An 18,848-nucleotide genomic window follows, 5' to 3' on the forward strand; every position below is an offset into this window, starting at 1 on the left:
CCATTCTTTTATTTTGATTATGCATGTAAAATAGATTCACAAATGCATTGTATTAACGATTCTATTGTGTATTCTTCTGGCACGATAACTTCTGAGAAATAACTTCTTGCCTCTTTCGCTGTTATCGGTCCTATACAAGCAATTGTACATTTTTTTGTCCATTCTCTCCAGTTTGTACCCTCAAGTAAACGGACAAAACTATTAACAGTTGAAGGGCTCGTAAATGTAATAATGTCTACTTTCCCAAACTTCAACGCTGTTATCAGTTCTTGTTTTTTCTCTACATTTTCTTTCGTACCGTATACGATTAGCTCCTCTAGAGAAACACCCATTTCCCGGAGTTTAACCGGAATAACATCTCTTGCTAAATTCCCTTTCGGAAATAAAATACATTCGTTTCCACTTAGTTTTTTTACAAACTCTTCTGCAAATACTTCTGCAACAAATGCGGTGGGAACAAAATCTACTTGATAGCCTCGCTTTTCTAACTCTAACTTTGTTTTCACGCCTACTGCAGCAATTTTAATCGTTCCGGGGAGCTTCTTTCTCAAACTATCTAGAAAAAAAGCTACACCATTTCTACTCGTAAACATAACCCAGTCATACGAATGTAGCTGCCCTGCTATATGTTGAATTTGCCTATGAGACATACCTTCCATACGCAAAAGCGGAATTTCCAATGGAATTCCGCTCCTTTCTTTCACCGCTACACTCATTTGTTTCGCTTGGTGCTGGGCACGTGTAATCAATACCGTTTTGCCAACGAGAGCGTTCATATTTATTGTTGCCCCTTATTCGCAGCAAGGATGAGCTCTTTTGCTCCTTGTTTAATTAAACGATCCGCAGCCTCTAATCCTACTTCCTTTGGATCAGTACCTACTACTGTCTCTTTTAATAAAACAGAACCGTCCATAGAACCAACAAGGGCTGTTAATTCGATTGCATCATCTTCTTTAAGAGTTGCATATCCAGCGATTGGAACTTGGCATCCACCTTCAAGTTTGTGAAGAAATACTCGTTCAGCAGCCACTGTTCTTTCTGTTACTGCATCATTAATATGTGCTAACAACTGAAGTAAATCCTTATCGTCCTCACGACATTCAATCGCTAATGCACCTTGTCCTACAGCTGGTACACATAACGTTTCATCTAAATGTTCTGTAATAACTTCATCGTCCCAGCCCATTCTCTGTAATCCAGCTGTCGCTAAAATAATTGCATCGTAATCTTCATCTTTTAACTTACGTAAGCGTGTATCGATATTTCCGCGGATCCACTTCACTTGTAAATCTGGTCTCGCAGCTAGTAGTTGTGCACTACGTCTCAAACTACTCGTCCCTAAGATTGCACCTTTTGCTAAGTCTTTAAACGATTCTCCGTTTTTAGAAATAAAAGCGTCACGAGGGTCAACACGCTTTGGTGTACAACCAATCGTTAATCCATCTGGAAGTACAGCCGGCATATCTTTCATACTATGTACAGCCATATCAATTTCTTTCGTAAGTAACGCGTGTTCAATTTCCTTTACAAATAAACCTTTTCCGCCTACTTTTGAAAGAGTAACATCTAAAATAACATCACCTTTTGTTACGATTTCTTTCACTTCAAATTCATATGGTAAACCAAGCGCTTTTAATTGATCGATAAACCAATTTGTTTGTGTTAATGCTAGCTTACTCTTTCGTGAACCTACAATAATTTTGCGCATAATTCTCTCTCCTCATTATAAATACCAAAAGTGGAAATTAGATAAACTACTTAATAGAAAAATGTTAACTAGCATTACGAGAAATGCCCCTACATTCCACAGCACAATTTTCTTACCTTGCAACACATCTGCCGCTCGTAAATACAAGCCCGCACAATATACAAATAGAACAACAAACGAACCGATTACTTTCGTATCATACCAATGGAAATTATCCAATTTTGTATATCCCCATATGCATCCTAATATAATTGCTAATAAGAAAAACGGAACAGAAAATAAATTTAATCCGTAAGACATAGATTCAAGCTTCGGCAAATTTCCTAACCTTCTTAATCTCGCATTCCATTTTTTCTTTTTTAATAGCCGATATTGCAATAAATACATAATAGAAAAAATGAACGATACAGTAAACGTTGCATAAGAAATAATCGCCATACCGACATGCACGTATACAAGCTCTGAAACTAATTGCTCTGCAAGTACTGGCGACATCTTTCCGAGTGGTGTAAAAATAGAAAAAGCGCTTACGCCAAATGCTACAACATTTGTAAAAAAGACTAAAAAGTCAATGCGCATAAATCGATTAATGACTAATGACATCGTAATCAATAACCAAATATAAAAATAAATCCCTGACAATAAAGTTAAAATAGGATTCGTTTCTGAATCTGTAGCCCTAAGCAACATAAAGATAGACTGCAATACCCATACAATCGCAAGTAACCAAAAAGCAAATCGGTTCGCCTTTCGGTTACTTTGGAAATAATCTATAAAATATAAACTAATGCTACAAGCATATAAAATAATTGCAATATGATAAATAATACTGTTATTTAAAAAACTCATCCGATCATCCTTCCAAATTATAAAGATGGAACGGATGGTGTCCACGCTCTTTTATGTTCTACTTCTTCCGTATTTCCCGCTTCTTCTACTTCTAAATCAAAAATCTTCGCAAATAAGGCTAATTTTTCACTTGCTCCCTCTTCAGCAGCTAGTTCTTTCGCTACTAAAATTGGGTCTTTTAGCAATTGATTAATAATACTTTTCGTATGTTTACTAATTACCTTTTTCTCACGATCACTAAGATTTGGTATTTTTCGTTCAAGGCTTTCCATCGTATCACTTTGAATTGCTAGCGCCTTATCACGTAGAGCCGATATTAACGGTACAACACCAAGCGTACTTAACCACGTTTTAAATAAAACCATTTCCTCTTCAATCATAAATTGAATTTTCTCTGCTTCCTTCAAACGCTCGGCACGGTTTGCTTCCACTACACCTTGCAGATCATCAATGTCATATAAGAAAGAGCCTTCTAATTCATCAATCGCAGGATCAATATCACGCGGTACTGCAATATCAACCATAAATAACGGACGACCAGAGCGCATTTTCTCCACTTTCGTCATCATCTCTTTCGTAATGACATACTCTGATGCACCCGTCGAACTAATTAAAATATCCGCTTCCAATAATGCACATTGCAATTCACTTAAAGGCTTTGCATGTCCCATATATTTCTCAGCCATTACTTCTGCTTTCGAAAGCGTTCTATTCATAACTGTTACTTTACGAGCACCGCTTCCATATAAATTTTGCAGAGCAAGTTCACCCATCTTACCAGCACCAAGAATAAGTACATGACAATCTGTTAACTCACCAAATATTTTCCTTCCAAGTTCAACAGCAGCATAACTAACAGACATCGCACTTTCACCAATCGTTGTCTCTGAGTGCGCACGTTTCGCTAACGTAACCACTTGCTTAAACAACTCATTAAAAATTGTGCCTGTCGTTTTTACTTGCTGCGCTTCTAAAAAGCTATCTTTTATTTGGCCTAAAATCTGTGTTTCTCCAACTACCATAGAATCTAAACCGCACGTTACGCGGAATAAATGATCTATTGCACCATCTTGTTCAAAAATAGTTAAGTATGGTGCGACTTCGTCTATTTCAAGCTGAAACCAATCAGCTAAAAACTTCTTAATATAATACCGTCCCGTGTGTAATTGATCGACGACAGCGTAAATCTCAGTGCGATTACAAGTTGATACAATGACATTTTCTAGCACGCTCTTTTGATTTTGTAATGTAGTCATTGCTTGCTCTAGCTCTGCTGCCTGAAATGTGAGTTTCTCACGAAATTCTACAGGGGCTGTTCGATAATTTACACTAACAACAAGAATATGCACGCAGCATGTCCCCCTTCACCCGTTTTATCACTTTATCTACTATCATAATACAACTTTCCTCTTATGAATCTGACAATCGTGTGAACAACCGATTATTTTTTATTTATTCTCCGTATGTTAACGAAGGAGATTCCGTATAACTAATAAAAAACTTTCTACTTTATAATGATTATAAATTAATAACTCTATTTGTACGTTACCAAAAAAAGTCCTCATAATCAAGTGATGGAAACTATTCCATATTAATTATAACATCATCTTTTCTATCTTCTTTCATCATGAAGGAAAATATGTATGATTGTTCCAAAATATAGTACTCACTTTCTCAATGCAATGTATTTGACATCGTATTTATTTTTCGTTATATTGGTTTTACAAAATTAAATTGTGCACAATTTAAAAGAGAGGTGTTGCTGATGAAAGAAGATTCTTTGCAACTAGATAACCAACTTTGTTTTTCTATTTACGCTTGTTCAAGAGAAGTTACCCGTTTTTATCGGCCCTATTTAGAAGAAATGGGCATTACGTATCCCCAGTACATTACGTTACTCGTACTATGGGAGCAAGACGGACTAACAGTAAAAGAAATTGGCGAACGCCTATTTTTAGATTCCGGCACTTTAACACCCATGTTAAAACGCATGGAATCATTAAAACTTGTAAAACGTGTTCGTTCAAAAGAAGATGAGCGAAAAGTTTGTATTGAATTAACAGAACAAGGCAAGGATTTAAAAGAAAAGGCTTGTTCATTACCGACAACGATGGCTACAAATTTAGGAATTACAGAGCAAGAATATCGTTCTTTATTAATTCAATTAAATAAACTAATTGAAACAATGAAAACCATTAATGATAGAAAAGGGGAATAAACATGGATAAATTATATACTGCTTCAGTAACAGCAACAGGTGGAAGAAACGGGAAAGTAGTTTCAGATGATGGCATATTAAACCTTGATGTAAAAATGCCGAAAGCACTAGGTGGTGCAGGCGGAGAGGCAACAAATCCAGAACAACTATTTGCTGCTGGTTATGCAGCTTGCTTTGATAGTGCATTACAACTTGTCATTCGTACAAAACGTGTGAAAGTGGAAAGTACAGAAGTAACTGCTCACGTTTCTATCGGAAAAGATACAGATGGTGGTTTCGGCCTATCTGCTGTACTTGATGTACATGTCGCTGGCGTTTCACATAGTGAAGCACAAGAACTTGTAGAAGCTGCTCACGGGGTGTGTCCGTACTCTAAAGCAACACGAGGGAATATTGAAGTAACATTAAACGTACGCTAAAAGTGTATAAAGAAAAAAACGCGCGACATTCGTCACGCGTTTTTTGTTTTTGTCATTTTATGAATTGCTTTCCATGCCTCTTCTTTTCCAAGTCCTGTTTCAGAAGAGAATAGAACGATTTCATCGCCAATTTCAACAGCAAGCGTTTCTTTTACAACTTTTAAATGCTTTTGCCATTTCCCTTTCGGAATTTTATCGGCTTTCGTTGCAATAATAATTGTTGGGATTTCATAATGCTTTAAGAAATCATACATCATCACGTCATCTTTTGTTGGCTGGTGACGTAAATCAACTACTAATACAGCTGCGTCTAATTGCTCACGTGTTGTAAAGTACGTTTCAATCATCTTGCCCCATGCCGCGCGCTCCGTTTTAGATACTTTCGCATATCCATAACCTGGAACGTCAACAAAATGCATCATTTCATTGATTAAGAAAAAGTTCAGTGTTTGCGTTTTTCCTGGTTTAGAAGAAATACGTACTAACTTTTTACGATTTAAAATTTTATTAATGAAGGAAGACTTCCCGACATTTGAACGACCTGCTAATGCAATTTCTGGTAAATCACTGTCTGGATATTGTTCTGGTTTAACAGCACTAATTACAATATCTGCTTTTGTTACTTTCATTGTTTCACTCCTACTAATGCGTGCTCCAATACTTCATCTAAATGAGATGCAAGCACAAACGTAAGGTTTTCTTTTACGCTCTCTGGAATATCATCTAAATCTTTCTCGTTTTCTGCTGGCAAAATAATTTTTGTTAAGCCTGCGCGGTGAGCACTTAATGTTTTTTCTTTTAAACCACCAATTGGTAATACACGACCACGAAGTGTAATTTCACCTGTCATACCTACTTCTTTACTTACAGGAATACCTGTTAGTGCCGAAATAAGTGCCGTTGCCATCGTAATACCTGCTGACGGTCCATCTTTTGGAACTGCTCCTTCTGGAACATGAATATGAATATCATTTTTCTCATGGAAATTCGGATCGATCTGCAACTCTTCTGCACGAGAACGAATATAACTAAACGCTGCTTGTGCTGATTCTTTCATAACATCCCCAAGTTTCCCTGTTAAAATTAATTTCCCTTTACCTGGCGCTACAGACACTTCAATAGCAAGTGTATCACCACCAGCTGCTGTGTAAGCTAAACCAGTCGCCATACCAACTTGGTCTGTCTTCTCAGCTTGTCCGTAACGGAATATGTGCTTGCCAAGTAAATCAACAACATTTTTCTCCGTTACAACAATTCGCTTGCGTTCTGCTGTAACAATGATTTTTGCTGCTTTACGACAAACTTTTGCAATTTGACGCTCTAGTGTACGAACACCAGCCTCACGTGTATAATAACGAATAATTTCAAGAAGCGCTTCATCACGTACTTGTAAATTACCTTTTCGTAAGCCATGCTCTTTTAATTGTTTCGGCAGTAAATGTTCACGAGCAATGTGTACCTTTTCAAGTTCTGTATAACCAGCAATCGAAATGATTTCCATACGGTCAAGCAACGGACCTGGAATACTTGAAAGTGTATTAGCAGTTGCTACAAACATAACTTTCGATAGATCATATGGTTCTTCAATGTAATGATCACTAAAGTTATGGTTTTGTTCTGGATCTAACACTTCAAGTAATGCTGCTGATGGATCTCCACGGAAATCGTTAGACATTTTATCAATCTCATCTAATAAGAAGACTGGATTAACTGTTTTCGCCTTTTTCATACCTTGAATAATGCGTCCCGGCATTGCTCCAACATACGTACGGCGGTGACCACGAATTTCAGACTCATCACGTACACCGCCAAGGGATACACGGACAAAGTTACGATTCAATGATGTTGCGATAGAACGAGCTAACGAAGTTTTTCCGACCCCAGGAGGTCCTACTAAACAAAGAATAGGGCCTTTTAATGAGTTAGTCAATTTTTGTACAGCTAAATATTCAAGCACTCGCTCTTTTACTTTTTCAAGGCCGTAATGATCTTTATTTAAAATCTCTTCAGAATGAACAAGATCAATCATATCCTCTGTCGCTTCTGTCCACGGAAGAGCTAATAACCAATCCATATAATTGCGAATAACACCGCTCTCCGCAGAACTTGCTGGTAACTTTTCATAACGGTCTAATTCCTTCAGTGCAGCCTTCATTGTTTCTTCAGGCATTCCTGACTGTTCAATTTTTTCACGAAGTTCTTCAACTTCCCCGCCCTTACCTTCTTTATCGCCAAGTTCAGTTTGAATCGCCTTCATTTGCTCACGTAAGAAATATTCTTTTTGCGTGCGCTCCATTGAACGTTTCACTTTTTGTCCAATTTTCTTTTCTAGGCTAAGCAACTCTTGTTCATCTTGAATAATTGAAATAAGTGTATGTAATCGTTCCTTCACAGATACAATCTCTAAGATTTCTTGTTTCTGCTTCGTTTTAATCGGCAAGTGAGAAGCAATTAAATCAGCTAGCCTTCCCGGTTCTTCTACATCAGCTACCGTTGCAAATGTTTCATTTGAAACTTTTTTCGAAACTTTAATATATTGTTCGAAATGCTCCAGTAACGTACGCATAAGAGCTTTCTCTTCTAAATCATCTTCTACTTCTTCCGTTACCGTTTTAATTGAAACTTGCACTATATTTTCTTCTTCGATAAACTCTACTACTTCTGCTCTATGTAAACCTTCCACAAGGACACGAAGCGTACCGTTCGGCAATTTAAGCATCTGCTTCACTTTCGCCACTGTACCTACACTATATATGTCATCTTCTTTCGGATCATCGATATTCATTTCTTTTTGCATTGCTAAAAAGATGATATTTTCATCCATTGCCGCCTGCTCTAGTGCTTGTATCGATTTATCACGTCCTACATCAAGATGCAGAACCATCGTTGGATATACGAGAACGCCTCTTAATGGTAGGAGGGGCACAATTCTTTCGTTCGTATTCATACTAGACATAGCACCTCCATAATAAATTAAACTCCTGTTCAACTATTTTATATTACAATACATCTAGATGCAATTGCAGAGATTATCCGCAATTGTTAATATCTTGTTTTTTCTCCCTTATGAAAAGAAAAAAGACTCCGCTTAAGCATACAAACTTAAACGAAGTCTGGCAAATTTTATTATCGTTTATTCTTACATTGATTGTGCATCTGTTTCGTCCAAAGCAGTCTGTACATCAATCTCACGATGCATATTTTCCTGCATAAATGTTAATTCAAATACTTCTTTTAATTTACGGACAGGAATGATTTCAATTCCCTTTATTGTATACAAAAATGGTTGCATGTTTTCAGCCGGAATAATGACTTTCTTAGCCCCCGCTTTTTTCGCAGCTTTTATTTTTGCGTACACACCACCAATAGGCTTCACTTCTCCGTGGATACTTATTTCACCTGTCATCGCTACTTCATTATTCACATATGTACGATGCACCGCTGAATAAACACCCGTTGCCATAGCAATCCCTGCCGAAGGACCATCAATCGGGATACCGCCCGGAAAGTTAATATGTATATCATAGCCTTCTGGAAGTACATCTAGAGAACGGAGTACTGTTAATACGTTATCAACAGAACCTTTCGCCATACTTTTACGGCGGATTGATTTCGTTTGACTCCCAATACTTTCCTCTTCCACAATACCAGTTACATTTACTGATCCTTTATCTTTCGCAGGAATAGCTGTTACCTCAATTTCTAATAAAGCACCTGTATTCGGTCCATATACAGCAAGCCCATTCACAAGGCCAATCCTTGGAATTGGATAAATGTGCTTTTCATACTTTGGTGTAAGTTGGCTCGAATGAACAACCCACTCAATATCTTCATCTTTAATGAAAGAACGTTCTTCATTTATCGCCATACCAGCAGAAATTTGTACGAGATTAATCGCTTCCCGTCCATTTCTTGCATACATTCCAATCATTTCAATACCGTTCTCACCTATTTGCATTTCCACTTTGTCAGCTGCATTCTTCGCTACTTTTTGAATTTCTTCTGTTTCTAACTCCCGGAAGAACACTTCTAAACACCGCGACCGAATTGCAGGAGGAATTTCCTCTGGCGAACGAGTCGTTGCACCAACTAAGCGAAAATCGGCTGGTAAACCTTTTTGAAAGATATCATGTATATACGTTGGAATCATCGAATTTTCTTCACTATAGTACGCACTTTCCAAAAATACTTTCCGATCTTCTAACACCTTTAACATTTTGTTCATTTGAATCGGATGTAATTCACCAATCTCATCAATAAACAAAATGCCTCCATGTGCATCTGTTACAGCCCCTTTTTTCGGTTGCGGGATACCCGCTTGCCCCATTGCACCCGCTCCTTGATAAATTGGATCATGGACTGAACCAATTAAAGGATCTGCAATACCACGTTCATCAAACCTAGCTGTCGTCGCATCAAGTTCAATAAATGTTGCATTCGTACGAAATGGTGATTTCGGGTTTCGTTTCGCTTCTTCTAATACAAGGCGTGCTGCCGCTGTCTTTCCGACACCTGGCGGACCATATATGATTACATGTTGCGGATTAGGACCACAAAGAGCCGCTTTTAACGACTTAATCCCGTCTTCTTGCCCTACAATGTCTAAAAAGGATGTAGGACGCACCTTTTCCGCAAGTGGCTCTGTTAAAGAAATCTCACGCATTTTACGAAGCTGCTCCAATTCTTTTTTCGATTCTCGATCAATTGAAACTTTTTGTGTTCGCTGATTTCGAAGTAAATGCCAAAAGTACAATCCGACAATTACACCAAAAACAAGTTGAACAAGTAAAAATATATTTGTCCAGCTCATAATTCATTTCCTCCCGCTATGTTTTATTATTTAGTATTTCCTGGGAGGAATAGTGCTAAACATAAAGAAAAACAGCAATTATAAAAATTGCTGTTTCTTCTTCGCATTATGCAGATGTTTTTGTATCAAGTACAGTACCGTCTTGTAACACCAATTTTGGCGGTGCATTATCAGCTACTGTTTCTTTTGTAAGAACACACTTCTCGATATCTTTGCGAGATGGAAGTTCAAACATTACATCAAGCATTAAGCCTTCAATAATAGAACGAAGTCCACGAGCACCTGTCTTACGTTCAATTGCTTTTTTCGCAATCTCAACTAGTGCACCTTCTTCAAACTCTAACTCAACATCGTCAAGCTCCAATAATTTTTGGAATTGCTTAACAAGTGCATTTTTCGGTTTAGTTAAAATATCTACAAGAGCATCTTCATCAAGCGGCTCTAGATTCGCAATAACTGGAAGACGACCGATAAACTCCGGAATTAAACCGAATCTTAAAAGATCCTCTGGTAAAACGTGAGATAAAACATGCTTCTCATTTACATCAGCATTTTTCTTCTCAGCACCAAATCCAATTACTTTCTCACCAAGGCGACGTTTAATAATAGGCTCGATGCCATCAAACGCTCCACCACAAATGAATAAGATGTTCGTTGTATCAATTTGAATAAACTCTTGATGCGGGTGCTTACGACCACCTTGAGGTGGAACGCTTGCTACAGTACCTTCTAGAATTTTCAGAAGTGCCTGCTGTACGCCTTCACCAGATACATCACGTGTAATTGATGGATTTTCGGACTTACGTGCCACTTTATCAATCTCATCAATATAAATGATTCCTTTTTCCGCTTTCTCTACATCATAATCAGCTGCTTGGATTAATTTTAGTAAGATGTTTTCTACATCTTCCCCTACATATCCAGCTTCCGTTAAAGATGTTGCGTCCGCGATCGCAAATGGAACATTTAAAATACGCGCTAATGTTTGTGCCAATAATGTTTTACCACTACCAGTTGGCCCAATAAGTGAAATATTACTCTTCGCTAATTCTACATCATCAATTTTGCTGTTAGAATTAATGCGTTTGTAATGGTTATATACCGCTACCGCTAGTGCTTTTTTCGCGTTATCTTGTCCGATGACATACTCATCTAAGATTTCACGAATTTCTACCGGTTTCGGTACATCTTTGAATTCTACTTCTTCGTCCTTCGCAAGCTCCTCTTGTACAATTTCAGTACAAAGCTCGATACACTCGTCACAAATGTAAACACCTGGACCTGCAACTAGCTTTCGAACTTGCGTTTGTGTTTTACCACAGAAAGAACATTTTAATTGACCTTTTTCATCATTAAATTTAAACATATTTTCACACCCCTTACAAAGTGCTAATCTCTTGCCTTCGTATGTACACGATAAATGTATCGTATGTAAATACATATTATGTCACTACGTGGCGAGAAATACAAATAATATGACTAGTTATGTACAAATAAAAAAATTTTAAAACTTTTGAAATATGTATATTCGACTTACAAAGGAACTTTTCCTTCTTCATCAAAAAGTTTTATAAATATATTTCTATATTTATAAAACAAGGCACGATTAAAATCGCGCCTTGTTATTTTATTATGCAGCGTTGTCTACTAAGAAGTCTACAGCTTTACGCACTTTAAGATCTTCAGATAAAGCGTCTACGCTTCCAAGAGCTTGCTTGATAGCGTCTACTGGCATACCGTACATTTCAGCCATTTTTTCAACTTCTGCAGTTACTTCTTCTTCAGTAACTTCGATGTTTTCAGCTTCAATGATAGCTTCAAGAACAAGATTGATTCTTACACGTTTTTGTGCATCCTCTTTCATTTGCTCTTTTAACTTGTCAGCGTCAGTACCTGTGAATTGGTAGTAAAGCTCAAGGTTCATACCTTGTTGGCTTAAACGTTGCTCGAATTCACGAACCATACGATCTAACTCAGTGTCGATCATAGCTTCTGGAATGTCGATTTCAGCGTTAGCAGCAGCTAATTCTACTACTTCGTCACGTACTTTGTGCTCAGCTTCGTGCTTTTTGCCTTCTTCTAAGTTTGTGCGAAGTTTTGTTTTTAATTCATCAAGAGTTGCAACTTCTTCGTCAGCATCTTTAGCGAACTCGTCGTTTAACTCAGGAAGTTCTTTTGTTTTGATTTCGTGAATTGTTACTTTGAATGTTGCTGGTTTGCCAGCTAATTCAGCAGCATGGTACTCTTCTGGGAATGATACTTCAACGTCTTTAGAATCACCAGATTTAAGACCAATTACTTGCTCTTCGAAACCTGGGATGAAAGTACCAGAACCGATTGCAAGAGAGTAGTTTTCGCCTTTTCCGCCTTCAAATGCTTCGCCATCAACGAAACCTTCGAAGTCGATTACAGCTGTATCACCGTTTTCAATAGTTCCTTCTTCTTTAACAACTAGTTCAGCTTGACGCTCTTGTAAAGCTTTTACTTCGTTCTCTACATCTTCGTCAGTTACAGTTGTTTCAACTTTTTCTACTGCTAAACCTTTGTACTCACCTAATTTAACTTCAGGTTTCACTGTAACTTTTGCAGTGAAGATAAGGTTAGCATTTTTTTCGAACTTCTCGATGTCGATTTCAGGATGATCAACTGGGAAGATACCAGCTTCATCGATTGCTTCACCGTATGCTTTTGGTAAGATGATATCTAAAGCATCTTGGTATAAAGATTCAATACCAAAGCGTTGTTCGAATAATGGACGAGGCATTTTTCCTTTACGGAAACCTGGTACATTAATTGTTTTTACTACTTTTTTGAACGCAGCGTCGATAGAGTTGTTTACTTCTTTAGCATCAACTTCGATTGTTAAAACGCCAACGTTACCTTCTAATTTTTCCCATTTTGTAGACATTTATTCTTTCCCTCCAACTATAATAATGTATGCACATACCTCTATAGATTAAGACCTTCATTATCTCTTTTTTGAAATAACAAATGTACAAATAATCTTCTAGCAAAAGCTTTCAGATATAATGTTCCAATCTACTAATTGTCTAAAAGACAATTACGGTATATTTTGTTCGAGAATAATATGAAACATATTAAGTAAGAGAATTATACTTCTCTTCTCTTACAAACAGGCAGATTTCTGCCTTTTGCAACCCTTACATTATAACATAGAATATGCTCGTTTCAATAACTGAACGATTCTTTTTCATAATTATACGGGCAAATACCCTTCTCTTTCAATGCGTAATAACCATTGATAAGCAATATGAAATTCCTCAAATTCAATATTGTATGCTGTCATAAGTTCTTCTTCATCAATAGCTAATCCGAAACGCTTTCTTCCAATTCTCTCTAAGACGGCAGCCCAAATTTCTACTTTATCCATTAATAGAGGGAATGGGAAGGTGCTAATTTGTAATTCTTTCCAGTATGTAACCATTGCATCAAATATATCCGGATAATTTTGCTCTAATCGGCTTGATAATTTATGTATTATTTTATCGGATTGCTCCTCATTATGACCTGTAAATGCCGGAATCACCTTTATCGTATTTCCAAACTTCTCTACTTCTATCTCTTCTTCTATTTGATTTTCTACCATCTTATACAAAATAGAAGTTTTCAAATAAGGGTGTTGCTTTTCCTCTATTAAAAATTTCTTTAAAGCAGGAAGTGCAAGATCCAGGTCTTTTAATGAAAGTTTCTGGATCACTCTTAGCTTTTGACCAAAGTTCCCTCCAAAAAGTTCATTAGTAAACTCGTCTAATTCAAAATCCGAATCAACTAGCGACGCGTCTTCCTCATTTAGCATACCTTCTGCAAATAAAGCGAGCTGCGCTAATTTTTCCTTTTGCTCGGGCATTATGTCTTTCGTTTGCAAAACTTTTTCGACAGTTTCAATAACACCTTCATAATCATTTGTTTGAACTAAAATCGTCACATACGTTTCAAGAATGTCACCAAATAATACAGCTCCCGTTTCAAGCAACTGCTCACATTTTTCTTTCGCTTCTTCCATATGCTTTAATTCTAACAAACAAATAACCGAAGCTAATTCTGTTTGTTCCGTTTCCGCATTATACTGACGTAATATTTCAAAGCAGCGCAATGCATCTTCGAATTTCCGCTCTTTCAACGCTAAAAAACCTTCATCAATATAGCGTGCTGATAGTTGCGGAAACAATACGACCGTATTTTCTTTTTTATCCATACGTTCGCCTCTTTTTCTAGATTTTAATTATCTTCAAAGTAAATATATCAAATGCGTAATGAGAACACAACATTCCAAAACCATTCGTTTGAAATATAAGAATATTTAATTTTTATATCAGAAAATCAACAACCTTTTAAATAAAATTCATTTTTCACAAACAAAAACCCTCAGCAACAGAAGCAGAGGATTCATCATTAATGGAAAGCATTTATAATTGTGGGGTATATAACAAGGGTAATAATTTGGAGAACAATAATTGCCATAACAATCATGCTAAAGTAGAAGATTGGTTTACTTCGCTTCATTAAAAACATAATAATAAGCATCGTACAAGCAAACAAACTTAAGAAGAACAAACTCGTTGTCGAACTAAGTATACCACTCGGGACAAAGAACAATAATACTACACTACAAGTACCTATAATTCCGAATAACCATTCCATTCATTCACTCATTCCCTTTCCCTCTCATGGTAGTTTTTTCTAAGCGATTAAATGTTTTACAACATCAACTACATACGTTAATTTCTCATACGCTACAAATCCAAAAGCAACTGTTAAACCCGTTACGATTAATCCCTTCATCATTTCTTCCTCCTCGTTTTATCGTTGTTACCTTCATTATAGAGGATTAGTAATTTGTTACCATCGAACTTCCTTACACTTACCTTACAGAATTGTAAGCTTTCCAAAAATGAAAAAAACACCTCATATTACTCGAGGCGTTTTCCGGAATTTCTCTATATTCATTTACAATTGATGCATTTTTATAGTTTTTTATTTCACGCTATTAATTAACTCACTCATGCCGCGTGAATGAACCATCATTATTCAAATCGGTAACTTTTACCACCTTTGATCTCGGATCATATATAGAATGAATCGCAGAGTACAGTTTCCCCATCGATATAATTAACAGTCACACTCGTAATTGACGCAGAATATTCATACCGAACAGCTTCTTTTCCATCTACTGTAGCCCACGAACTAGACTCCGCATTCTTTTGCAACTTTCCCGTGACTTCTTCCGCCGTCATACCTACGGATAAAGCATTAAAACTTCCAATGTTTAGCATACCACGATCACAATACTTCCCGTTCGAATCACACGTATTGAACGTTTGAAGTTCAGGCTTTGGCTTCACCGATTCCTCGGAATTTTTTACATTTTTTGCTTCATCCACCTTTTTATCAGTAGACTTCCCCTTCTTTTCAACCTGTTCACTCTTCTTTGGCGTTTCCTTTCCCATAGAAGTGTTATCTTGTGCGCATCCGACCAATAAACTTAACATCAGCACCCCTACTACAAAATACTTTTTCATATTCATTTCTCCTGTTTATGTTGTTAATTATGTAATAATAGCTATTTACTCCTAATAGCACCTTAATTTCTATATGGTAGTATAGCAAAAAAACAAAATATATATCCACACAATCACTATAGCTACAGCGATTCCAAATGTTTTTATTACGACTCATAGTTTAGTTATTTCCAATTTTTATTTACACACATCACTTTTAGACAAACAAAAAACCTTGTTATCAAAAGATAACAAGGTTTTTTTAGCGTCCCAGGAGAGATTCGAACTCCCGACCCGTCAATTACCGATATATAAACGATTCTTTCATCGCTTACTGAACGTTCATTTGTGCGGTCAACTGACCATTTTTGTTAATTAATATTATACGCTATATAGTAGTTCTACATCAATGTTGAATACCTTTTTGTTCTATCGATTCCCTATCGAAAATTCTGACGCATTTAGATGAATCCCCTTATCCACGGAATAAAAAATAATCGTCTTAAAATGCGAATCTCGGCGTACCTTTCCGCACTATTTTATATATTTTGATTGCAGTCTTAATATATCTTCCTCTTCGCGAATGCCTGCCGATCCCTTCCTCACATTTTTTACGACAGTCCAATTCGGGTTAGTTTCATCACCGATGTTCTGTACTGTAAAGTTGCCGTCACCATATTTTCGGTGACCTTCTGCCAATTTCTCCGTTAAATCATTTTCTTTTGATCTCGCCATATTTGCGCCATCTCCCTTTTTTATACAACCTTCTTAAACTGTCCAATCAATCACACGTCCAGTCAATTGGAGATCCTCACTTTCCGCTTCTATTAATTCTAACACACTGCCGGGGATAAGTTCCGATAACGGCTGCCCAATCGTACTAGAAACGTTATTTTCTTTGAATTTGAATGATCTGACGCCAGTTACGCTAAATGATACGATTCCTTGCCGCTGCATTTTGTTTGTATCGTTATAAACAATTACTAAGTATGCGCTGAATTCACATATCGCATTATAGGGGATATCATATCCTTCGAATTGATTGTACAACGTTCGATCCGCCGAGTTCATTAATCGTACTTTCTTTTGATCGTCCGCATCGTGCCAGTCTTCGTTGCTGATAACGTATGTGTCGATATGTTGTTTTAACAGAATTCGATAAAATAGCTAACGAACTAGAAAGAGCTACGGAAAAATTTCGCACGGCGGATGCTGAATACGAAGATAATCCAATCAAAGGCGAGATAACAAATACTGTGGCTTCTTCAGAAAAAAGCCTTCTCCGAAATTGCGGAATCAGGTACCATTGTTAAAAGTAGGAACAAACCGCCATTTGAACATTTATTAGAAGAGATTCCACCAACGAAAATAAATGTAATAAGAAAAGAAGAATAAGGAGGCTTTTATATGGCATTACACGATACGGATCAAGTCGATTTAGTATTAATAGACGAGGATAATAAAGATAATGTGTACTTAACAACCTTTGATGCTTTAGAGTGGAATAAAAGCGAAGAACTTGACGATAAACACATTTTACTTTTACAAGACAAAATCAATACATATTTAGGATTCATTGAAAGTGATGAAATTTATGAAAAAGTTCCAAGTACAATAGGAAGAACACAATTTATTATACAAGTGTATCCGCAGAATGAACCTAGTTTTTATGGGAAAAGTTTTATAATATTGTAAGTGAACAATTAGGAGAATCTGGATATGGATTTGAGTTCCATCATAAACCTATTGATTCTTTAAATTAAATAAGAGGAATAGGGCGCATAAATGGTGCTCTTTTTTTAATGTACTTTAATCTGTTACATATACTCATTAACATATATTCCGTTGTAGTATTTTCACACCTCTTGCACATACATCAATTTTTAGACAAACAAAAAACCTTGTTATCAAAAGATAACAAGGTTTTGTTAGCGTCCCAGGAGAGATTCGAACTCCCGACCGACGGCTTAGAAGGCCGTTGCTCTATCCTGCTGAGCTACTGGGACATGGAGCGGGTGAAGAGAATCGAACTCTCGACCAGAGCTTGGAAGGCTCTTGTTTTACCACTAAACTACACCCGCATATGTTATTTTATTTTTCTTCGTTAGCGCCGTTGCCCTATCGACAATATTTATTATATTCATAACCACTTATAAAGTCAACACTTTTTTAAAAGAGGATAATTTTTATTATCCTCTTTTAAAAATTGCTTGTTCAACTAGCTGTCCGTCTAATGTTTCAAAACGAACTTCTATATGATTTTCATCCATTTCTAATAAAGCGAATGTCTTTTCCACACGAGAGCGCGGGAGCAAAATACTTCCTGGATTAATAAATAAAATCCCATCAAGTAATTCTGCCCCTAGTACATGAGAATGTCCAAAGCACGCTACTTGTGCTCCTACTTCTTCTGCATGATACGCTAACGTTTGTAACGTCATTTTCACATTATGACGATGACCGTGTACAACTAAGAAACGAATTCCATCTACATCAGTTACAATTTCATCTTGAAAGTTAGCATAATCACAATTCCCTTTTACAACATGGAAACCTTGTAGCTCTTCGTGAGCAGGCGTTAGCTCTGAATCACCACAATGAATCATGACATCTACTTTCCCTTCATATTTCTCTTTTAACTGCTGTAATTCCTTCACAGAGCTATGACTATCGCTTACGATTAAAGCTTTCATCAATTTCTCTCCCTTATTCTTCTAAAAACCATTCTGGGATTTTCTCTTCTAATTTACGAAGAGCGCGTCCACGGTGGCTAATGGCATTTTTCTCATCTGAGCTTAGCTCCGCCATCGCTTTTTTATATTCTTCTACATAAAAAATCGGATCGTATCCAAAACCATTTTCCCCGCGGCGCTGTTCTAAGATTTTTCCTTCACACGTTCCGTTTACAATAACAGGCTCTTTATCTGCTTCAGGGAAAGCAACCGCTAGCGCACAGTAAAAACGAGCTGTACGTTTTTCTAAATCGATGTCAGTTAACTCTTGCAACACTTTATCGATATTCGCTTGGTCATCTTTCGGCTCTCCAGCAAAACGAGCTGAATATACACCCGGCTTCCCGTTTAAGGCATCTACAATAAGACCAGAGTCATCCGCAATTACGATGGAATTCAACTGTCTACTAAGACTGTCCGCTTTCAAAATTGCATTTTCTTCAAATGTTTCACCAGTTTCTTCGACTTCTTCAATATGAGGAAAATCGTGTAAAGATTTCACTTCTAAATCAAATCTCTCAAATAACTCAGCAAACTCACGTACTTTCCCAAGATTTTTCGTCGCTACAACAACTTGCTTCATATTTTCCACC

General features: G+C 36.9%; 18 protein-coding genes, 2 tRNA genes and 1 pseudogene. 3 read left to right on the plus strand and 18 right to left on the minus strand.

The window, feature by feature from the left end; all coding sequences use genetic code 11:
- Positions 1–17 precede the first annotated feature (17 nt).
- From hemD to hemA, 4 genes are read right to left on the minus strand one after another with little or no spacing between them, the layout of a single operon-like run.
- A complete protein-coding gene (hemD, locus tag ACP6L7_RS19170; RefSeq protein ID WP_097830552.1) occupies positions 18–776 on the minus strand; it encodes a uroporphyrinogen-III synthase in 759 nt (252 codons plus the stop codon).
- Positions 777–778: 2 nt separating this feature from the next.
- On the minus strand, positions 779–1,708 hold the full coding sequence (hemC, locus tag ACP6L7_RS19175; protein ID WP_097830551.1) for a hydroxymethylbilane synthase: 930 nt from the start codon (positions 1,706–1,708) through the stop codon (positions 779–781).
- A gap of 15 nt (positions 1,709–1,723) precedes the next feature.
- Positions 1,724–2,557 carry a cytochrome c biogenesis protein gene (locus tag ACP6L7_RS19180; protein WP_430529355.1) on the minus strand — a complete coding sequence of 278 codons (834 nt, stop codon included), beginning with the start codon at positions 2,555–2,557 and terminating at the stop codon, positions 1,724–1,726.
- Between the two features lie 17 nt (positions 2,558–2,574).
- Complete coding sequence (hemA, locus tag ACP6L7_RS19185; RefSeq protein ID WP_097830549.1) at positions 2,575–3,906, minus strand: glutamyl-tRNA reductase; 1,332 nt, start codon at positions 3,904–3,906, stop codon at positions 2,575–2,577.
- 416 nt (positions 3,907–4,322) lie between these two features.
- On the opposite strand from hemA, the gene ACP6L7_RS19190 reads away from it, so the two are divergent.
- The gene (locus tag ACP6L7_RS19190) at positions 4,323–4,775 is read left to right on the plus strand and encodes a MarR family winged helix-turn-helix transcriptional regulator (protein ID WP_097830548.1); all 453 of its coding nucleotides are present in this window, start codon (positions 4,323–4,325) and stop codon (positions 4,773–4,775) included.
- 2 nt (positions 4,776–4,777) lie between these two features.
- Positions 4,778–5,194, plus strand: coding sequence for an organic hydroperoxide resistance protein (locus tag ACP6L7_RS19195; RefSeq protein ID WP_000359781.1), 417 nt, complete (start codon positions 4,778–4,780; stop codon positions 5,192–5,194).
- 32 nt (positions 5,195–5,226) lie between these two features.
- Here ACP6L7_RS19195 and ysxC read toward each other — a convergent pair whose 3' ends face one another.
- From ysxC to ACP6L7_RS19245, 10 genes are all read right to left on the minus strand, one after another.
- The gene (gene ysxC / locus ACP6L7_RS19200) at positions 5,227–5,823 is read right to left on the minus strand and encodes a ribosome biogenesis GTP-binding protein YsxC (protein WP_000869121.1); all 597 of its coding nucleotides are present in this window, start codon (positions 5,821–5,823) and stop codon (positions 5,227–5,229) included.
- Positions 5,820–8,150 (minus strand): endopeptidase La, encoded by a 2,331-nt coding sequence (gene lon, locus ACP6L7_RS19205; RefSeq protein WP_097830547.1) that lies wholly within the window; start codon positions 8,148–8,150, stop codon positions 5,820–5,822. The genes ysxC and lon overlap by 4 nt, the downstream gene beginning before the upstream one ends.
- A gap of 183 nt (positions 8,151–8,333) precedes the next feature.
- On the minus strand, positions 8,334–10,004 hold the full coding sequence (lonB, locus tag ACP6L7_RS19210; RefSeq protein WP_141533495.1) for an ATP-dependent protease LonB: 1,671 nt from the start codon (positions 10,002–10,004) through the stop codon (positions 8,334–8,336).
- A 106-nt stretch (positions 10,005–10,110) separates the two neighbouring features.
- Positions 10,111–11,370 carry an ATP-dependent protease ATP-binding subunit ClpX gene (gene clpX / locus ACP6L7_RS19215; protein WP_097830545.1) on the minus strand — a complete coding sequence of 420 codons (1,260 nt, stop codon included), beginning with the start codon at positions 11,368–11,370 and terminating at the stop codon, positions 10,111–10,113.
- A gap of 264 nt (positions 11,371–11,634) precedes the next feature.
- The gene (gene tig, locus ACP6L7_RS19220) at positions 11,635–12,912 is read right to left on the minus strand and encodes a trigger factor (protein ID WP_097830544.1); all 1,278 of its coding nucleotides are present in this window, start codon (positions 12,910–12,912) and stop codon (positions 11,635–11,637) included.
- Between the two features lie 309 nt (positions 12,913–13,221).
- Positions 13,222–14,220, minus strand: a complete 999-nt coding sequence (locus ACP6L7_RS19225; protein WP_097830543.1) for a hypothetical protein — start codon at positions 14,218–14,220, stop codon at positions 13,222–13,224.
- Positions 14,221–14,417: 197 nt separating this feature from the next.
- Positions 14,418–14,666: a hypothetical protein gene (locus ACP6L7_RS19230; protein ID WP_002094402.1), complete on the minus strand. Its 249-nt coding sequence runs from the start codon at positions 14,664–14,666 to the stop codon at positions 14,418–14,420.
- A gap of 422 nt (positions 14,667–15,088) precedes the next feature.
- Positions 15,089–15,544 carry a hypothetical protein gene (locus ACP6L7_RS19235; RefSeq protein WP_097830542.1) on the minus strand — a complete coding sequence of 152 codons (456 nt, stop codon included), beginning with the start codon at positions 15,542–15,544 and terminating at the stop codon, positions 15,089–15,091.
- A 513-nt stretch (positions 15,545–16,057) separates the two neighbouring features.
- On the minus strand, positions 16,058–16,258 hold the full coding sequence (locus tag ACP6L7_RS19240) for a cytoplasmic protein (protein WP_097830541.1): 201 nt from the start codon (positions 16,256–16,258) through the stop codon (positions 16,058–16,060).
- Between the two features lie 33 nt (positions 16,259–16,291).
- Positions 16,292–16,594, minus strand: a complete 303-nt coding sequence (locus ACP6L7_RS19245) for a hypothetical protein (RefSeq protein WP_255290731.1) — start codon at positions 16,592–16,594, stop codon at positions 16,292–16,294.
- Between the two features lie 336 nt (positions 16,595–16,930).
- Between ACP6L7_RS19245 and ACP6L7_RS19250 the strand changes: the two are divergent.
- A pseudogene (locus tag ACP6L7_RS19250) lies at positions 16,931–17,286 on the plus strand (DUF6572 domain-containing protein).
- Positions 17,287–17,455: 169 nt separating this feature from the next.
- Here the strand turns inward: ACP6L7_RS19250 and ACP6L7_RS19255 are convergent.
- From ACP6L7_RS19255 to ACP6L7_RS19270, 4 genes are all read right to left on the minus strand, one after another.
- Positions 17,456–17,529, minus strand: a tRNA-Arg gene (locus ACP6L7_RS19255).
- Between the two features lies 1 nt (position 17,530).
- Positions 17,531–17,604: transfer RNA gene (locus ACP6L7_RS19260), tRNA-Gly, on the minus strand.
- Positions 17,605–17,712: 108 nt separating this feature from the next.
- Positions 17,713–18,216 carry a metallophosphoesterase gene (locus tag ACP6L7_RS19265; protein ID WP_097830540.1) on the minus strand — a complete coding sequence of 168 codons (504 nt, stop codon included), beginning with the start codon at positions 18,214–18,216 and terminating at the stop codon, positions 17,713–17,715.
- A gap of 13 nt (positions 18,217–18,229) precedes the next feature.
- Positions 18,230–18,838, minus strand: coding sequence for an XTP/dITP diphosphatase (locus ACP6L7_RS19270; RefSeq protein ID WP_002143277.1), 609 nt, complete (start codon positions 18,836–18,838; stop codon positions 18,230–18,232).
- Positions 18,839–18,848: the final 10 nt, after the last annotated feature.

The organism is Bacillus silvicola (genome assembly GCF_050524305.1).
Lineage (GTDB): Bacteria > Bacillota > Bacilli > Bacillales > Bacillaceae_G > Bacillus_A > Bacillus_A cereus_AT.